This is a genomic window from Streptomyces sp. ISL-99, assembly GCF_018614005.1.
GTDB classification, from domain to species: Bacteria; Actinomycetota; Actinomycetes; order Streptomycetales; family Streptomycetaceae; genus Streptomyces; species Streptomyces flavidovirens.
This window is the reverse complement of the sequence record NZ_JAGGPC010000026.1, coordinates 78,681-94,249: the sequence shown is the minus strand read 5'-3', so window position 1 is coordinate 94,249 and position 15,569 is coordinate 78,681. Positions and strand designations below refer to the sequence as shown.

12 protein-coding genes are annotated in these 15,569 nt (G+C 68.6%); 11 read left to right on the top strand and 1 reads right to left on the bottom strand.

What is annotated here, in order from left to right; translation table 11 throughout:
* The first annotated feature begins 333 nt into the window (after positions 1–333).
* The 10 genes from ngcE to J7E91_RS16360 all read left to right on the top strand — a co-directional run bounded on the left by ngcE (position 334) and on the right by J7E91_RS16360 (position 13,968).
* Positions 334–1,779, top strand: a complete 1,446-nt coding sequence (ngcE, locus tag J7E91_RS16405; RefSeq protein ID WP_214904581.1) for an N-acetylglucosamine/diacetylchitobiose ABC transporter substrate-binding protein — start codon at positions 334–336, stop codon at positions 1,777–1,779.
* A gap of 49 nt (positions 1,780–1,828) precedes the next feature.
* Positions 1,829–2,752: a carbohydrate ABC transporter permease gene (locus J7E91_RS16400; RefSeq protein WP_214904578.1), complete on the top strand. Its 924-nt coding sequence runs from the start codon at positions 1,829–1,831 to the stop codon at positions 2,750–2,752.
* Entirely contained in the window at positions 2,752–3,675 is a 924-nt protein-coding gene (locus tag J7E91_RS16395; protein WP_214904575.1) for a carbohydrate ABC transporter permease, read from the top strand. The genes J7E91_RS16400 and J7E91_RS16395 overlap by 1 nt, the downstream gene beginning before the upstream one ends.
* 171 nt (positions 3,676–3,846) lie before the next feature.
* A complete protein-coding gene (locus tag J7E91_RS16390) occupies positions 3,847–5,046 on the top strand; it encodes an ROK family transcriptional regulator (protein ID WP_214904565.1) in 1,200 nt (399 codons plus the stop codon).
* Positions 5,047–5,179: 133 nt separating this feature from the next.
* Positions 5,180–6,280 (top strand): sugar ABC transporter substrate-binding protein, encoded by a 1,101-nt coding sequence (locus J7E91_RS16385; RefSeq protein ID WP_214904617.1) that lies wholly within the window; start codon positions 5,180–5,182, stop codon positions 6,278–6,280.
* A 191-nt stretch (positions 6,281–6,471) separates the two neighbouring features.
* Complete coding sequence (locus J7E91_RS16380) at positions 6,472–7,260, top strand: ATP-binding cassette domain-containing protein (RefSeq protein WP_214904614.1); 789 nt, start codon at positions 6,472–6,474, stop codon at positions 7,258–7,260.
* Entirely contained in the window at positions 7,257–8,561 is a 1,305-nt protein-coding gene (locus J7E91_RS16375) for a sugar ABC transporter permease (RefSeq protein WP_214904562.1), read from the top strand. Before J7E91_RS16380 ends, J7E91_RS16375 begins: the two co-directional genes overlap by 4 nt.
* A 123-nt stretch (positions 8,562–8,684) precedes the next feature.
* Entirely contained in the window at positions 8,685–10,601 is a 1,917-nt protein-coding gene (gene dxs / locus J7E91_RS16370; protein ID WP_214904559.1) for a 1-deoxy-D-xylulose-5-phosphate synthase, read from the top strand.
* 274 nt (positions 10,602–10,875) lie between these two features.
* Positions 10,876–12,354, top strand: a complete 1,479-nt coding sequence (locus tag J7E91_RS16365) for an amino acid permease (protein ID WP_214904611.1) — start codon at positions 10,876–10,878, stop codon at positions 12,352–12,354.
* Between the two features lie 102 nt (positions 12,355–12,456).
* The gene (locus tag J7E91_RS16360) at positions 12,457–13,968 is read left to right on the top strand and encodes a glycosyltransferase family 39 protein (RefSeq protein ID WP_214904556.1); all 1,512 of its coding nucleotides are present in this window, start codon (positions 12,457–12,459) and stop codon (positions 13,966–13,968) included.
* On the opposite strand, the gene J7E91_RS16355 is transcribed toward J7E91_RS16360, so the two are convergent.
* The gene (locus tag J7E91_RS16355; RefSeq protein ID WP_214904553.1) at positions 13,926–14,339 is read right to left on the bottom strand and encodes an NTP pyrophosphohydrolase; all 414 of its coding nucleotides are present in this window, start codon (positions 14,337–14,339) and stop codon (positions 13,926–13,928) included. The two genes, J7E91_RS16360 and J7E91_RS16355, sit on opposite strands and share 43 nt — an antisense overlap.
* A gap of 116 nt (positions 14,340–14,455) precedes the next feature.
* On the opposite strand from J7E91_RS16355, the gene J7E91_RS16350 reads away from it, so the two are divergent.
* A complete protein-coding gene (locus J7E91_RS16350; protein ID WP_214904550.1) occupies positions 14,456–15,547 on the top strand; it encodes a hypothetical protein in 1,092 nt (363 codons plus the stop codon).
* The last annotated feature ends 22 nt before the right edge of the window (positions 15,548–15,569 follow it).

The window sequence follows — 15,569 nt, the reverse complement described above, 5'->3', positions numbered from 1 at the left end:
AGTCGCGCGACGACTACGTGCGCGTTCCAGATATCCGCGAGGTCTCAACTCGGGAAAGCTTGCTGCCGAAACTCGCTTTCGATCTTGCTCAGTTGACCGTAAGTGGACTATACCTGTCGGCGTCTGCAACGCCGCTTCGTGGCCGCGGACCAGGGGGACGGGGATCGGTGCGGGGAGGCCGCTGCGGCGGTTACCACACACTGTGTCCGTACCATCTGCCAACTCAGCACGACCCAGCGTCATTTGACTGCGGTGCGGGGCCCTTCGCCTAGGCGAGATAAGTACGGGCGACCGGTACACCGCCTGAGTCCTGGAGAAGGCGAGGACTTGAGCATGGGATCCACCTCCGCCCACAACAATGAGGGCCTTGGCCGTCGCGATCTGATCAAGCGGTCGGCCGCACTCGGTCTGATCACTGTTCCGGCGATGAGCTTCCTGTCGGCCTGCGCCAGCGGTGACAGCGGTGGCGACGAGAAGGTCGAAAAGGGCAAGAAGACCGAGAAGAACCCGCTGGGTGTCAACGAGAGCGCGCCCCTCGAAATCGTGATTTTCGACGGCGGGTTCGGCACGAAGTACGCGGAGGACGCCAAGGCCGTCTACCAGAAGACGTATCCCAAGGCGGAGATCAAGTTCTCTTCGACGCAGAAGATCAGGTCACAGCTTCAGCCGAGGTTCAACGGCGGAACGCCTCCGGACCTCATCGACAACTCGGGCGCCGAGCAGATGGACATGGGCGTCCTGGTCGGCAAGAAGCAGCTCACCGACCTCACCCCGCTGCTGGACGCCGCGTCCATCGACGACCCGAGCAAGAAGGTCCGCGACACGCTGCGCCCCGGCATCGTCGAGATGGGCCAGTTCGACGGCGACCCCGTCTGGATCATGTACTACGCGTACACGGTCTACGGCGTCTGGTACTCCGAGACCGCGCTGGAGAAGCTGGACGCGACGTACCCGGAGAACTGGGACGACATGCTCGCCCTCTGCGCCAAGGCGAAGAAGAAGGGCATCGCGGGCTGGACGTACGCGGGCAAGCACCCGTACTACCTGCCGTTCTCGCTCTACCCGTTCATCGCCAAGATCGGTGGCCGCGAGGTTCTCGACAAGATCGACAACCTGGAGCCGAACGCCTGGTCGGACCCGGCCGTGAAGGCCGCGTTCGAGGCGTACTACGAGCTCTACAAGAAGGGCTACATCCTCAAGGGCACGCCGAGCATCGACCACATCCAGTCGCAGACCGCCTGGACCCAGGGCAAGGCGCTCTTCATCCCGAACGGTTCGTGGGTGGAGAACGAGGCGTCCAAGACGATGCCGGCCGACTTCAAGCTCGCCGTGAGCGCGCCGTCCAGCCTCGACAGCTCGGACAAGATGCCCTTCGGCACCATCTGGGCCTCCGGTGGTGAGCCGTTCATCGTCCCGAAGTCGGCGAAGAACCCCGACGGCGGCATGGAGCAGCTGCGCATCATGCTCAGCGAGGCGTCGTCGAAGAACTTCACCCAGAGCGTGAAGTCCCTGACCGCCCTCAACGGCGGCACCGACGGCATCGAGCTGACCCCGGGTCTGAAGTCCGCCACCGCCGCCCTGGAGAAGGCCGGCGACAACGTGGTGAACCCGCGCATGCAGGACTGGTACGTGAAGCTCCAGAAGGAGCAGATCGGTGTCGCCGGTCTGGGCGAGATGATGGCCGGCCGAGCGACCCCGGCGGAGACCATCAAGAAGATCCAGGCCTTCGCCGACGCGGCGGCCAAGGACCAGTCCATCAAGCACTACAAGCACCAGTGATTAAGCGTCACCAGCGGCGGCGCACGCCGGAAGGTCGGGGTCGGTAACCATGCAACACGGCAAGTACCGGTTCATCGTGGGGTTTTTGGCGGCCCCCTTGGCGTTGTACGCAATCTTCGTCATCTGGCCGTTCATCCAGTCCATCTACTACTCGTTCACGGACTGGACCGGCCTGAGCCCGGACTTCAAGATGGTCGGCTTCGACAACTACAGCCGGATGCTGGAAGACCAGATCTTCTGGGATTCGCTGTGGCACAGCCTGCTGTTCGCGCTGTTGCTGCCGCTGGTGACGCTCGGCCTCGCGCTCTTCTTCGCCTTCATGCTCAACGTCGGCGGACGGCGCCGGAAGGGCGCGGCGATCGCGGGAGTCCGGGGCTCGGGCTTCTACAAGATCGCGTACTTCTTCCCGCAGGTGCTTTCGATCGCCATTGTCGCGGTGCTCTTCACCTTCGCGTACAACCCGAACGAGGGCGCGATCAACGGACTGCTGAGGGCCGTCGGCCTCGGCAGCATCCAGCCGCAGTGGCTGGGCGACCCGGACGTCGCCCTGTGGGCGGTCATGGCGGTGCTGGTCTGGAGCACCGTCGGATTCTTCGTGGTGCTCTTCTCGGCGGGCATGGCGTCCATTCCCAAGGACTTCTACGAGGCCGCCCTGCTTGACGGCGCGAGCCGGTTCACCACGTTCTTCAGGATCACCATCCCGCTGCTCTGGGACACCGTGCAGTCGGGGTGGGTCTACATGGGAATCCTCGCGCTGGGCGCGGAGTCCTTCGCGGTCGTCCAGATCATGACCGTGGGCCCCGGCGGCCCCGACTACTCGACGACCGTCCTGGTGCTTTACGTCTACCAGACGGCGTTCCGGGACGGCCAGGCAGGCTATGCGACAACGATCGGCGTGGCCCTGCTCGTCATCACCCTGGCCCTCGCGGCCCTCGTGATGCGGGTGGGCCGGCGTGAGCGGCTGGAGTTCTGATGAAGACCACTGACACCCCGCCCGCAGGCATCACCGAAGACCGCCCGCCCGCCCCGAAGGTCTCCGGCCCGGCTCCGGCGAAGCCGAAGAGGGACGTGAGCGGCAGCACGCTCAACGTCTTCTCGCACGGCATCCTGATCCTCTGGGCCTTCATGGTCGTCATGCCGCTGCTCTGGGCGGTCATGACGTCGTTCAAGGACGACGCGTCGATCTTCGAGTCGCCGTTCTCGCTGCCGGACCGGCTGCACTTCGAGAACTGGTCGCGGGCCTGGTCCGAGGCCCACATGAGCGACTACTTCTTCAACACCATCCTCGTGGTGGGCGGCTCGCTCATCGGCACACTCCTGCTGGGCTCCATGGCGGCGTACGTCCTCGCGCGCTTCGACTTCCCCGGGAACCGCTTCATCTACTTCCTCTTCGTCGGAGGAATGAGCTTCCCGATCATGCTGGCGCTGGTCCCGCTGTTCTACGTACTGAAGAACATCGGCATGCTGGAGACGCTCCCCGGCCTGATCCTGACCTACATCGCCTACTCGCTGCCGTTCACCGTCTTCTTCCTCACCTCCTTCTTCCGTACGCTGCCGAGCTCGGTGGCGGAAGCGGCGATGATCGACGGCGCCTCGCACACCAGGACCTTCTTCCAGGTGATGCTGCCGATGGCCAAGCCCGGCCTCATCAGCGTCGGCATCTTCAACTTCCTCGGGCAGTGGAACCAGTACATGCTGCCGACCGTGCTCAACAACAACCCGGACAACCGGGTGCTCTCGCAGGGCCTGGTCGAGCTCGCGACCAGCCAGGGCTACAAGGGCGACTGGTCGGGACTCTTCGCCGGCCTGGTGATGGCGATGCTGCCCGTTCTCGCGGCATACATCATCTTCCAGCGCCAGGTCGTCCAGGGCCTGACCGCGGGGGCTGTGAAGTAGCGAAGCCGCGCCGCGGGCCCCGCCCCGCGCCCGTACGAACCGCCCGCCGGCGTCCCTGCCGGCGGGCGGTTCGGCGTGGTGTGACGTTCCACCGCCAGGCTCAAGGTCTTGACGGGGGGCAACCCGAAAGGCTCATCTTAGAGTTCACATGTTGGAGAAAGAGGAGAGTCAATGGAGACTCCGGGGTCGCAGACATCCCTGCACCGGGCCAATCTTGAGCGGGTCGTACGTGCCGTACGCATGGCGGGCTCGCTCACCCAGGCAGAGATCGCCAGGGCCACAGGGCTCTCGGCAGCCACGGTCTCCAATATCGTGCGCGAGCTGAAGGACGGCGGGACCGTCGAGGTCACCCCGACCTCCGCGGGCGGCCGCCGGGCGCGCAGCGTGGCGCTCAGCGGCGACGCCGGCATCGTCATCGGCGTCGACTTCGGCCATACGCACCTGCGCGTCGCCGTCGGCAACCTCGCCCACCAGGTGCTCGCCGAAGAGTCCGAGCCGCTGGACGTCGACGGCTCCGCCGCCGAGGGCTTCGACCGGGCGGAACAGCTGGTCAAGCGGCTGATCGCGGCGAGCGGCATCAGCCAGGACAAGGTAATCGGCGTCGGCCTGGGCGTACCCGGACCGATCGATGTCGAGTCCGGCACGCTCGGCTCGACCTCGATCCTGCCGGGGTGGAAGGGCATCAATCCCAGCGAGGAGCTGTCCGGGCGCCTCGGTGTGCCCGTGTACGTCGACAACGACGCCAACCTCGGAGCGCTCGGCGAGCTGGTCTGGGGCAGCGGGCGCGGGGTCAAGGACCTGGCGTACATCAAGGTCGCGAGCGGTGTCGGCGCCGGTCTGGTGATCAGCGGCCAGATCTACCGGGGACCGGGCGGCACGGCCGGCGAGATCGGGCACATCACACTCGACGAGTCCGGCCCGGTCTGCCGCTGCGGCAACCGCGGCTGCCTGGAGACCTTCACGGCCGCCAGGTACGTCCTGCCGCTGCTCCAGTCCAGCCACGGCGCCGATCTGACCATGGAACGTGTGGTGCAGCTGGCCCGCGAGGGCGACCCGGGCTGCCGCCGGGTGATCGCCGACGTGGGCCGTCACATCGGCAGCGGCGTGGCCAACCTCTGCAACCTCCTCAACCCCAGCCGGGTGGTGCTGGGCGGCGATCTGGCGGAGGCTGGGGAACTGGTCCTGGGGCCGATCCGGGACTCCGTCTCGCGATACGCGATCCCGAGTGCGGCCAGGCAGCTCTCGGTGCTGCCCGGGGCGCTCGGCGGGCGGTCCGAAGTCCTGGGCGCGCTGGCGCTCGTACTCAACGAAATGGGCGATTCGACCCTTCTTGACAGTGCCCTGCCCGCGAACACTCCTGCCTTCACTTAGATAACGAATGGCACCGTTGTCATCTCGTTAAGGATTTACTCCTTGACGCTGCCATCGGGGCGGAGTTGACTTCCAGCCACCTCGGCCGCAACGACGCGGCCTCGTCAGGGAGGTTTCTGAAGTGAACACGCGTATGCGTCGTGCCGCCGTGGCCGTGGCCGCCACCGCAATGGCCGTATCCCTCGCCGCCTGTGGCAGCGCCAAGGAGTCCGGGGACAAAGCAAAGGAGTCGGAGGGCAAGAAGACCGACGCCCTCAAGATTGGCCTGCTGCTTCCGGAGAATCAGACCGCTCGTTACGAGAAGTTCGACAAGCCCCTGATCGAGAAGAAGATCAGCGAGCTGACCGGCGGCAAGGGCGAGGTCGTCTACGCCAACGCCAAGCAGGACGCCACCGTCCAGACGCAGCAGATCGACACGATGATCACCAACAAGGTCGACGCGCTCATCGTGGACGCGGTGGACTCCAAAGCGATCGCCAACGGCGTGAAGAAGGCCAAGGACCAGGGCATCCCGGTCGTCGCCTTCGACCGCCTCGCCGAGGGCCCGATCGACGCGTACACCTCCTTCGACAACGAAGAGGTCGGCCACGTCCAGGGCAAGGCCCTGCTGGAGGCGCTGGGCGACAAGGCCGACGGCGGCCAGATCGTCATGATGAACGGCGCCATCACCGACCCGAACGCCGCGCTCTTCAAGAAGGGCGCGCTGGCCGAGCTCAAGGGCAAGGTCAAGATCGGCAAGTCGTACGACACCAAGGAGTGGAAGCCGGAGAACGCCAACCAGAACATGGAAGGCGCGCTCTCCGCACTCGGCAAGGACAAGATCGACGGCGTCTACTCCGCCAACGACGGCATGGCGGGCGGCATCATCACCGCCCTCAAGGGCGCCGGCCTCTCCAAGCTCCCGCCGGTCACCGGTCAGGACGCCGAACTCGCCGGTGTGCAGCGCATCGTCGCCGGTGAGCAGTTCATGAGCGTCTACAAGCCGTACGCCCCGGAGGCCGCCGCCGCCGCCGAGATGGCCGTCGCGCTCGCCAAGGGCGAGAAGCTCGACTCCATCGCCAAGGACACCGTGGACAGCCCCACCACGAAGGGCGTCCCGACCGTGCTGGTGCCGGTCGTCTCGCTGACCAAGGACAACATCAAGGACACCGTCATCAAGGACGGCGTCTACACGGTCGCCGAGATCTGCACCCCCAAGTACAAGGCCGCCTGCGACAAGCTCGGGCTGAAGTAGGTCCCCGAAGTTCCCTGCTCCGCAAGGGACTTACCCGCGGCAGAAGCCTGTCCGGTGCCCCGCCCTCCACAGCCCCGCAGCTACTCGGGCCGGGCACCGGACAGAACACCCCCGCACCCCCCACTTTCTTGCTCGACCTCCGCGCCGCCTTCCCCCGGCGCGGCATCCCCGCCGGTCAGGCGGCGAAGGAGATGGTTCACGTGTCCGCTACGCCCGTGCTGGCGTTGCGAGGGGTCTCAAAGCGGTTCGGTGCCGTCCAGGCGCTCACCGACGTAGAGCTTGAGGTCCACGCCGGTGAAGTGGTCGCCCTGGTGGGCGACAACGGCGCCGGAAAGTCCACGCTGGTCAAGACGATCGCCGGCGTGCACCCCATCGATGACGGTGTCATCGAGTGGGAAGGCAGCGCCGTACAGATCAACAAGCCCCACGACGCCCAGAACCTCGGCATCGCGACCGTCTACCAGGACCTCGCGCTGTGCGACAACATCGACGTCGTCGGCAACCTCTACCTCGGCCGGGAGATCCGCAAGCGCGGCATCCTCGACGAGGTCGAGATGGAGCGCCGCGCCCGCGAGCTCCTCACCACGCTGTCCATCCGCATCCCGAGCGTGCGCATCCCGATCGCCTCGCTCTCCGGCGGTCAGCGCCAGACCGTGGCCATCGCCCGCTCGATGCTCGGCGAGCCCAAGCTCGTGATCCTCGACGAGCCGACCGCGGCCCTCGGTGTCGAGCAGACCGCGCAGGTGCTCGACCTCGTCGAGCGGCTGCGCGACCGCGGCCACGCGGTCATCCTCATCAGCCACAACATGGCGGACGTCAAGGCTGTCGCGGACAAGGTGGCGGTCCTCAGGCTGGGCCGTAACAACGGCGTCTTCGACGTCAGGTCCACCTCGCAGGAAGAGATCATTTCCGCCATCACCGGTGCCACGGACAACGCCGTGACCCGCCGTGCGGCGCGCAACGTGGAGGTCCAGAAGTGAGTACCGACAAGACCTCCGCGGCAGTCGGGAAGACCGCCGACACGGCCCCCGTGGACGCGCCGGCTCCCGCCCCCGCCGCCGTCACCGCCGTCGACCCGCGCCTGCTCGTCCGCGAGCAGGGCTTCGCCGGTTACCTCTCCGAGTTCAAGCGCAAGATGCGCGCCGGTGACCTCGGCTCCATCCCGGTCGTCATCGGTCTGCTCGTCATCTGCGTGATCTTCCAGGGCCTGAACGAGAACTTCCTGTCGGCCGGCAACCTCAGCAACATCGCCGTCTCCATGGTCGCCACCGGCATGATGGCCGTCGGCATCATCTTCGTGCTGCTGCTCGGCGAGATCGACCTGTCGGTCGGCTCGGTCAGCGGTGTTTCGGGCGCCATCGTCGCCGTACTCAGCGTCACCAACGGCATCAACGAGTGGCTCGCGATCGTCGCCGCCATCGTCGGCGGCGCCCTCATCGGCGCCATCCACGGCTTCTTCTTCGCCCGGATCGGCGCCCCCGCCTTCGCCGTCACCCTGTCCGGCCTGCTGTTCTGGCAGGGCTTCATGCTCCAGCTGCTCGGCAGCAACGGCACGATCAACCTGGACTCCGACGGCCTGGTCGGCCAGCTGACGACGTACTACTTCTCGGACGTCGCCGCCGCCTACGGCCTCGCCGTGGTCGCCGTCGTTGTCTTCTTCCTCTCCTCCTTCACCGACAGCCGCCGCCGCGAGGCAGCGGGCGTCCCGTCCCGGCCGCTCAGCGAGATCGCCCTGCGTACGGGGCTGCTCGCCGTGATCGCGTTCGCCGCCGCTGCCACGTTCAACCAGTACAAGGGCCTGCCGCTCGCGGTGCTGCTCTTCCTGCTGGTCCTGGTGGCGTCCGACTTCGTCCTGCGCCGCACCTCGTACGGCAGGAAGATCTTCGCGCTCGGCGGCAGCGTCGAGGCGTCCCGTCGTGCCGGTATCAACGTCACGGCGGTCCGGATCTCGGTCTTCGCCATCGCCGGTACGTTCGCGGCCATCGGCGGCCTGTTCTGGGCCTCCAAGATCGCGGCGGCCAACCAGAGCGCCGGCGCCGGTGACCTGCTGATGAACGTCATCGCGGCGGCCGTCATCGGCGGCACCAGCCTCTTCGGCGGCCGCGGCCGCACGTGGAACGCGCTGCTCGGCGTGATGGTGATCACCTCGGTCCAGTACGGCCTGGCGCTCGAAGGCATCGCCACCCCGATCCAGTACATGATCACCGGTGGCGTCCTCCTGGCGACCGTCGTGATCGACTCCGTCACCCGGAAGACGCAGAAGACCGCGGGCCGCGCCTGACCGCCCCACCCCGGCCGTAGCCGACGCGTGACGCAGAACGCACCGCCCGATGACCAACGTCGCGGGCGGAACATTAGACTCGACAGACCGGCAAGCAGACAGTTCAACTGCAAGGAGGCACGGGTGGCGCTGCTGACCCGCATTACGGGACCGCGCGATCTGGACCGGCTCACCCCGGAGCAGCTGGACCGGCTGGCCGCCGAGATCCGGACATTTCTCGTGGACGAGGTCTCCAAGACCGGCGGACACCTGGGCCCCAACCTCGGTGTGGTCGAACTGACGATCGCTCTGCACCGTGTCTTCGAGTCGCCGAAGGACAAGATCCTCTTCGACACCGGGCACCAGAGTTACGTCCACAAGCTGCTCACCGGCCGCCAGGACTTCACGAAGCTGAAGATGAAGGGCGGCCTGTCCGGCTACCCCTCGCGCGCCGAGTCCGAGCACGACGTCATCGAGAACTCGCACGCCTCGACCGTCCTCGGCTGGGCCGACGGCCTCGCCAAGGCCAACGAGGTCCTCAAGAAAGAGGACCACCACGTCGTCGCCGTCATCGGCGACGGAGCCCTCACCGGCGGCATGGCCTGGGAGGCGCTGAACAACATCGCCGTCGCCAAGGACCGCCCGCTCGTCATCGTCGTCAACGACAACGAGCGTTCGTACGCCCCGACCATCGGCGGCCTCGCGAACCACCTCGCCACGCTCCGCACCACCGACGGTTACGAGCGTTTCCTCGCCCGCGGCAAGGACCTTCTGGAGCGCACGCCCGTCGTCGGGAAGCCGCTCTACGGGACGCTCCACGGCGCGAAGAAGGGCCTCAAGGACTTCATCGCCCCGCAGGGCATGTTCGAGGACCTCGGCCTGAAGTACGTCGGCCCGATCGACGGCCACGACATCGAGGCCCTGGAGTCCGCGCTCCAGCGCGCGAAGCGCTTCGGCGGCCCCGTCATCGTCCACTGCCTCACCGAGAAGGGCCGCGGCTACCAGCCGGCCCTCGCGGACGAGGCGGACCGCTTCCACGCCGTCGGCAAGATCCACCCCGACACCGGCCTGCCGATCGCCTCCTCGGGCGTCGACTGGACCTCGGTGTTCGGCGAGGAGATGGTCAAGCTCGGCAAGGAGCGCGAGGACATCGTCGCGATCACCGCCGCGATGCTCCAGCCGGTCGGCCTCGACCGGTTCGCAAAGGCCTTCCCCGACCGCGTGTACGACGTCGGGATCGCCGAGCAGCACGGCGCGGTCTCCGCGGCGGGCCTGGCCACCGGCGGCCTGCACCCCGTGTTCGCCGTGTACGCGACGTTCCTCAACCGGGCCTTCGACCAGGTCCTGATGGACGTCGCCCTGCACAAGTGCGGTGTCACCTTCGTCCTGGACCGGGCGGGCGTCACCGGCACCGACGGCGCCTCGCACAACGGCATGTGGGACATGTCGATCCTCCAGTGCGTCCCGACCCTGCGCATCGCCGCCCCGCGCGACGCCGACCAGGTCCGCGCCCAGCTGCGCGAGGCCGTCGAGGTCGACGACGCGCCCACCGTCGTCCGCTTCTCCAAGGGCGCGGTCGGCCCGGCGGTCAAGGCCGTGGGCAAGGTCGGCGGCATGGACGTCCTGCGCAAGCCGGACGGCGGCACGGCGGACGTCCTGCTGGTCTCCGTCGGCGCGCTCGCGCCGATGTGCCTGGAGATCGCCGACCTCCTCGACAAGCAGGGCATCACCACGACCGTCGTCGACCCGCGCTGGGTCAAGCCGGTCGACGAGGCGCTCCCGCCGCTCGCCGAGCAGCACCGCGTCGTCGTCACCGTCGAGGACAACAGCCGCGCCGGCGGCGTCGGCTCCGCGGTCGCCCAGGCGCTGCGGGACGCGGGTGTCGACGTACCGCTGCGCGACTTCGGCATCCCGCCGCGCTTCCTCGACCACGCCTCCCGCAAGGAGGTCATGGCCGAGATCGGTCTCACGGCGCCGGACATCGCCCGCCAGGTGACAGGTCTGGTCGCCAGGCTGGACGGCCGTCTGGAGGACGAGCCGGCCGAGGCCGCGCGCGACTGACGCCCCGCCACGCACGAGGAAACGGCCCGCCCGGAGCTCACACTCCCGGGCGGGCCTTTTCGTTTCGATCCCCCAAAAGGGTCAACTCGCAGGGCCAGTACGCATACCGGTCCGTGCCTCCCATCGGGTGAAACCGGGCGGCGGTCCTCGTGGGGACTGACCGGTTCACTCACGATCATGACTGAAACTCGCTCACTTCAAGGTTGGGCGACAGCCGACAGTCGGAGGTACGCCGGTGAGTACGCAGCACGATCCAGGACCGGCCAAAGAGGGCATGTTCCGGACCAAGACGGTCGAACAGTCGATCCGCGACACGGAGGAGCCGGAGCACGAGCTCAAGAAATCCCTCTCCGCGCTCGACCTGACGGTCTTCGGAGTCGGTGTCATCATCGGCACCGGCATCTTCGTCCTCACCGGCAAGGTGGCCAAGGAGACGGCGGGCCCCGCGACGGCCTTCGCCTTCATCGCCGCCGGTGTGGTCTGCGCCCTGGCCGCGCTCTGTTACGCCGAATTCGCCTCCACCGTCCCGGTGGCCGGTTCGGCGTACACCTTCTCGTACGCCTCGCTCGGCGAGCTGGTCGCCTGGACCATCGGCTGGGACCTGGTCCTCGAATTCGCGCTGGGCACGGCGGTGGTGGCGGTCGGCTGGTCCGGCTATGTCCGCTCGCTGATGAGCAACGTCGGCTGGGACATGCCCGAAGTGCTCTCCGGACCCGAAGCGGCCGACGGATTCGGCTTCGACCTGCTGGCGTTCGTACTGGTGCTGCTGCTCACCGCCATCCTGGTGGTCGGCGTGAAGCTGTCCGCGCGCGTCACCGCGGTCGTCGTCGCCATCAAGGTGACCGTGGTCCTGATCGTGATCATCGCGGGTTCCTTCTTCATCAAGGCCGACAACTACTCGCCCTTCATCCCGGACGCCGTGCAGCAGCCCGCCGGATCGGGCTGGGACGCGCCCCTGGTCCAGCTGCTGTTCGGTTACGAGCCCACCAACTTCGGCATCATGGGCATCTTCACCGCCGCCTCCGTCGTCTTCTTCGCCTTCATCGGATTCGACGTCGTGGCCACCGCCGCCGAGGAGACCCGGGTCCCGCAGCGGGACATGCCGCGCGGCATCCTCGGCTCGCTGCTCATCTGCACCGTGCTGTACGTCGCCGTGTCGCTCGTGGTCACCGGCATGCAGCACTACAGCCAGCTGTCGGTGAGCGCCCCGCTCGCCGACGCCTTCAAGGCCACCGGGCATCCCTTCTACGCCGGCACCATCAGCTTCGGTGCCGCGGTCGGTCTCACCACCGTGTGCATGATCCTGCTGCTCGGGCAGACCCGCGTGTTCTTCGCGATGAGCCGCGACGGGCTGCTCCCGCGGTTCTTCTCCGTCACGCACCCGAAGTACCGCACCCCCTACCGCCCGACCATCCTGCTCGGCGTGCTCATCGCGATCATCGCCGGTTTCACCAGCCTCGAAGAGCTCGCGACGCTGGTGAACATCGGCACCCTCTTCGCGTTCGTCGTCGTCGCCCTCGGCGTGATCGTCCTGCGCCGGACCCGGCCCGACCTGCACCGCGCCTTCCGCACCCCGCTGGTGCCGCTGGTCCCGATCCTCTCGGTGGCCGCCTCGTTCTGGCTGATGCTCAATCTGCCCGCCGAGACCTGGCTGCGGTTCGGCATCTGGATGGCGCTGGGCTACGTGCTGTACTTCGCGTACAGCCGCAGCCACAGCCGCGTCGGCCGCGTGGGCGACGACGCCAAGTACTGAGCGAAATCCGGCCACTTCCGGCCGGCACGGTTTCACAGGCACAGCCCCGGCTCCGTATGTCCCGTTTCGGCGCGGACCGCGGAGCCGGATAGCTTGGCGCGCATGCTCACGCGGCCGCCGATCCCGTCACCTTCCGCGTCCGCGCCGGTGCTGCCGTGCCCGAGGCCGGCCGCCGGCGCCCGGACTGCCGCGCCGCCCTACTGGCGGACCCTGCTGCCCGCCCTGGCGCTGCTGGCCCTCCTTACCCGCCTCCCGTCCCTCCGGCGCCCCCTGTGGAACCCGGACGAGGGCTATCTCGCCGTACAGGCAAGGATGCTGGCCGACGGGGGAGTGCTCTACGACACGGTCGTGGACCGAAAACCGCCCCTGCTGCCGTGGCTCTACGAGACGGTCTTCGCCGTCTTCGGCGACGAATCGCTGCTGCCCCTTCAGCTCTGCGCGGTCGCCGCCCAGCTGCTCACCGCCGCGCTGCTCGCCTCGGTCGCCCGCCGCCGCTGGGGCGACGTCGCGGGCCGCACGGCGGGCGCCCTCTACCTGCTCATCTCCATCGGGCTCAACCCGGAGGACGCGCAGGCGGCGACGTTCGAGGTCTTCATACTGCCGTTCACGGTGGCGGCGCTCTGGTGCGCCGACCGCGGCCGGTGGTGCGGCGCGGGCGTGGCGGTCGCGGCGGCGTTCCTGACGAAGCAGACGGGCGGCGCGGTCCTCGCCCCGGTCCTGTGGCTGCTGTGGCAGAACGCGCCGGCCCGAAGTGCGCTCTTCCGTACGGCCTTCGGCTTCTGCCTGCCGGTGCTGTACGCCGCGCTGCTCACCGGACCGCACCGCTTCCTCTTCTGGACGGTCACCGGTTCGGGGGCGTACGCCACCTTCACCGGCTCCGAACTCCACGTCCTCTTCCGGGGGCTGGCGAACACCCTGATCCTGGCCTTCGCCTGCGCCGGGCTCATCCCGCCCGTCCTGCGCGTCCTGCGGGTCGCCAGGACCGGGGCGGCCGACCTGTGGTTGTGGTTCCTCACCGCGGCGGGCGCGGTGATCCTCGGGTTCCACTTCTTCGGCCACTACTACCTCCAGCTCATGCCGCCGATCGCCCTGCTGGCCACGGCGGCGCTCCAGGTCCTCCCGGCCCGGCGGGCGACCAGGGCGGTCCTCATCTCGGTGGGCACGTGTGCGGTGTTCCTGGCGTGGGGCCTGCTGGCGCCCCGGCCCGAGCTCGCGCACGTACAGAAGGTCGCGAAGGCGGTGAAGGTACGGACGGAGCCCCAGGACCGGGTTCTCGTCTGGGGGATACACCCCGAGGCGTACTGGCTCGCCGACCGAACCCCCGCCAGCCGCTACCTCACGGCGGGCCTGCTCACCAACTACAGCGGCGGCCGCAACGGCCCGCAGGTCGGAGAGAAGTACGCGATGGCGGGCGCCTGGCCCGTCTTCCGCACCGAAATGGCGGCGCGCCCCCCTGCCCTGATCGTCGACGACTCACGCGGGAAACCCTTCGCGCCGGAGCGCGTGCCGACGCTGCGCAGGCTGCTGGCGGACGGGTACGAGGAGCTGACGACGGTCGACGGGGCGGTGCTCTACGTACGTTCCTCCTCGGCGTCGTCCGCGTCGGCGCGCTGAGGCCGCACGGTACGTGGCCCCGCGCACTGGGCGCCGTACGTCTCCACGCGCCGCCTGAGCTCCCGGTCGGCGGTGACGACGAGCACGGCCGCGCCCTTGCCGGTTTCCTCCGCGACCACCTCGACGATACGGTCGTCGCCGCTGCCGGGCGCGGACTCGACCCGTACGCCGGGCACCGGGACGACGCCACGGGCGGCGCCCTCGACGACGAGGACGACCGCGAGGGGACCGGGGTGGCCGGGGAGGCCCTCCTCGGCGTAGACCTGGAGGCGGTCGCGCAGGCGCTCGGCGGCTCCGTGACGGTCGCGCCACCAGCCGTCGGGCACGGATCCGACGACATTGGCAGCGTCCACGACGACCAGAGTTCTCATACCATCCTCATAGCACGAGCGGGACGCGTGAGGCAGGCGCGACCAGGCAAAACGCTATGCTTGTTCGATATTCCGGAGATCCGAAAAGCCGATGTACAGAAGGTTGGCCTGACGCCATGAGGCCGCGGAGCGCGCGTAAGACCGAGCGAATTTCCCCGTCCCCCTCGGGCCCACCGCCCGCGACCGGCCCCGAGACCAGCCGCTGGCTTCCGCGCGGCAAGGACCACCGGCTCACCGCCTACGCCCCCACCGAGGGCGGGCTGCTGCGCTGGACGGAGACCGCCCCGGGCGGCCCGGACTGGACGGGCCCCCTGTTCTTCCCGGCCCCCGGCATCGAACACCTCACCCTCGCCCAGGGCCCCGACGGTTACGTGCACTTCATCGGCCGGCGCCGCATGGGCGACGCCGTGGACCTCGTGCACGCGATCCAGTACCAGACCGGCCGCCCGCTGACCGCCTGGCACTCCCTCGGCAACCCCTACAAGGAGGCCGAGCGCGGCCTCAGAGTCGGCATCCCGGCCGCCACCGTGAACACGGCGGGCTCGGTGCACGTCTTCGTGCGCAACGCGGGGCGCGGCATCCAGATGCGCCGCCAGGCCGCGAACGGCAAGTGGGAGGGCTGGAAGGACCTGAAGGGCAGCAAGGCCCACGACGGTCCGGCGGCGGTGGCCACGTCCTCCGGCACGGTGGAGCTCCTGGTTCCGGCGGAGGGCAGGACCCTGCGCTGGACGCAGGAGAAGCCCGGCGGCGAGCTGACGCAGGCCGAGGACATCCCGTACACCCCGGCGGTCCGCACGGTCACCGGTCTGGAGACCGCCGACGACCGCGTCACGTACTACTCCAACGACAGCGACTCCAAGGGCATCACCGCCCACCGCCCCGGCGGGGAAACCGTCCCCCTGTCCGGCACGCCCGCCGACAGCCCTGTCGCCGCCCTGCGCGCCGGCATAGGCGGCCACGACTGTACGGTCCTCGCCCACCGCGGCCACGACGGCCGGCCCGTGCTGGCGGCCTGTGTGACGCAGGCCGAGAGCGACGGCGTGTGGTGGACCGCCACGGGCGAGGAATGCGTGGGCGCACCGGCGCTCGCGGTCGACGCGACGGGCCGCGTGGTCCTCGCGGTGATCGGCCGGGACGGCGCGCTGCACGTGGCCCGCCAGAAGCCGGAGGAGACGGGCCTGGCTCTGGCGGCCTGGACCCGCGTCTGACCCGCCCGCGCCCCGACGGACC

Excerpts from the sequence above, each read along its gene's own strand:
- J7E91_RS16365 (WP_214904611.1), top strand. The coding sequence starts at position 10,876 with ATGTTCCGGACCAAGACGGTCGAACAGTCGATCCGCGACACGGAGGAG.
- J7E91_RS16350 (WP_214904550.1), top strand. The coding sequence starts at position 14,456 with ATGAGGCCGCGGAGCGCGCGTAAGACCGAGCGAATTTCCCCGTCCCCC.
- J7E91_RS16380 (WP_214904614.1), top strand. The coding sequence starts at position 6,472 with ATGGTTCACGTGTCCGCTACGCCCGTGCTGGCGTTGCGAGGGGTCTCA.
- J7E91_RS16385 (WP_214904617.1), top strand. The coding sequence starts at position 5,180 with ATGCGTCGTGCCGCCGTGGCCGTGGCCGCCACCGCAATGGCCGTATCC.
- J7E91_RS16390 (WP_214904565.1), top strand. The coding sequence starts at position 3,847 with ATGGAGACTCCGGGGTCGCAGACATCCCTGCACCGGGCCAATCTTGAG.
- ngcE (WP_214904581.1), top strand. The coding sequence starts at position 334 with ATGGGATCCACCTCCGCCCACAACAATGAGGGCCTTGGCCGTCGCGAT.
- J7E91_RS16355 (WP_214904553.1), bottom strand. The coding sequence starts at position 14,339 with ATGAGAACTCTGGTCGTCGTGGACGCTGCCAATGTCGTCGGATCCGTG.
- J7E91_RS16395 (WP_214904575.1), top strand. The coding sequence starts at position 2,752 with ATGAAGACCACTGACACCCCGCCCGCAGGCATCACCGAAGACCGCCCG.
- J7E91_RS16400 (WP_214904578.1), top strand. The coding sequence starts at position 1,829 with ATGCAACACGGCAAGTACCGGTTCATCGTGGGGTTTTTGGCGGCCCCC.
- J7E91_RS16360 (WP_214904556.1), top strand. The coding sequence starts at position 12,457 with ATGCTCACGCGGCCGCCGATCCCGTCACCTTCCGCGTCCGCGCCGGTG.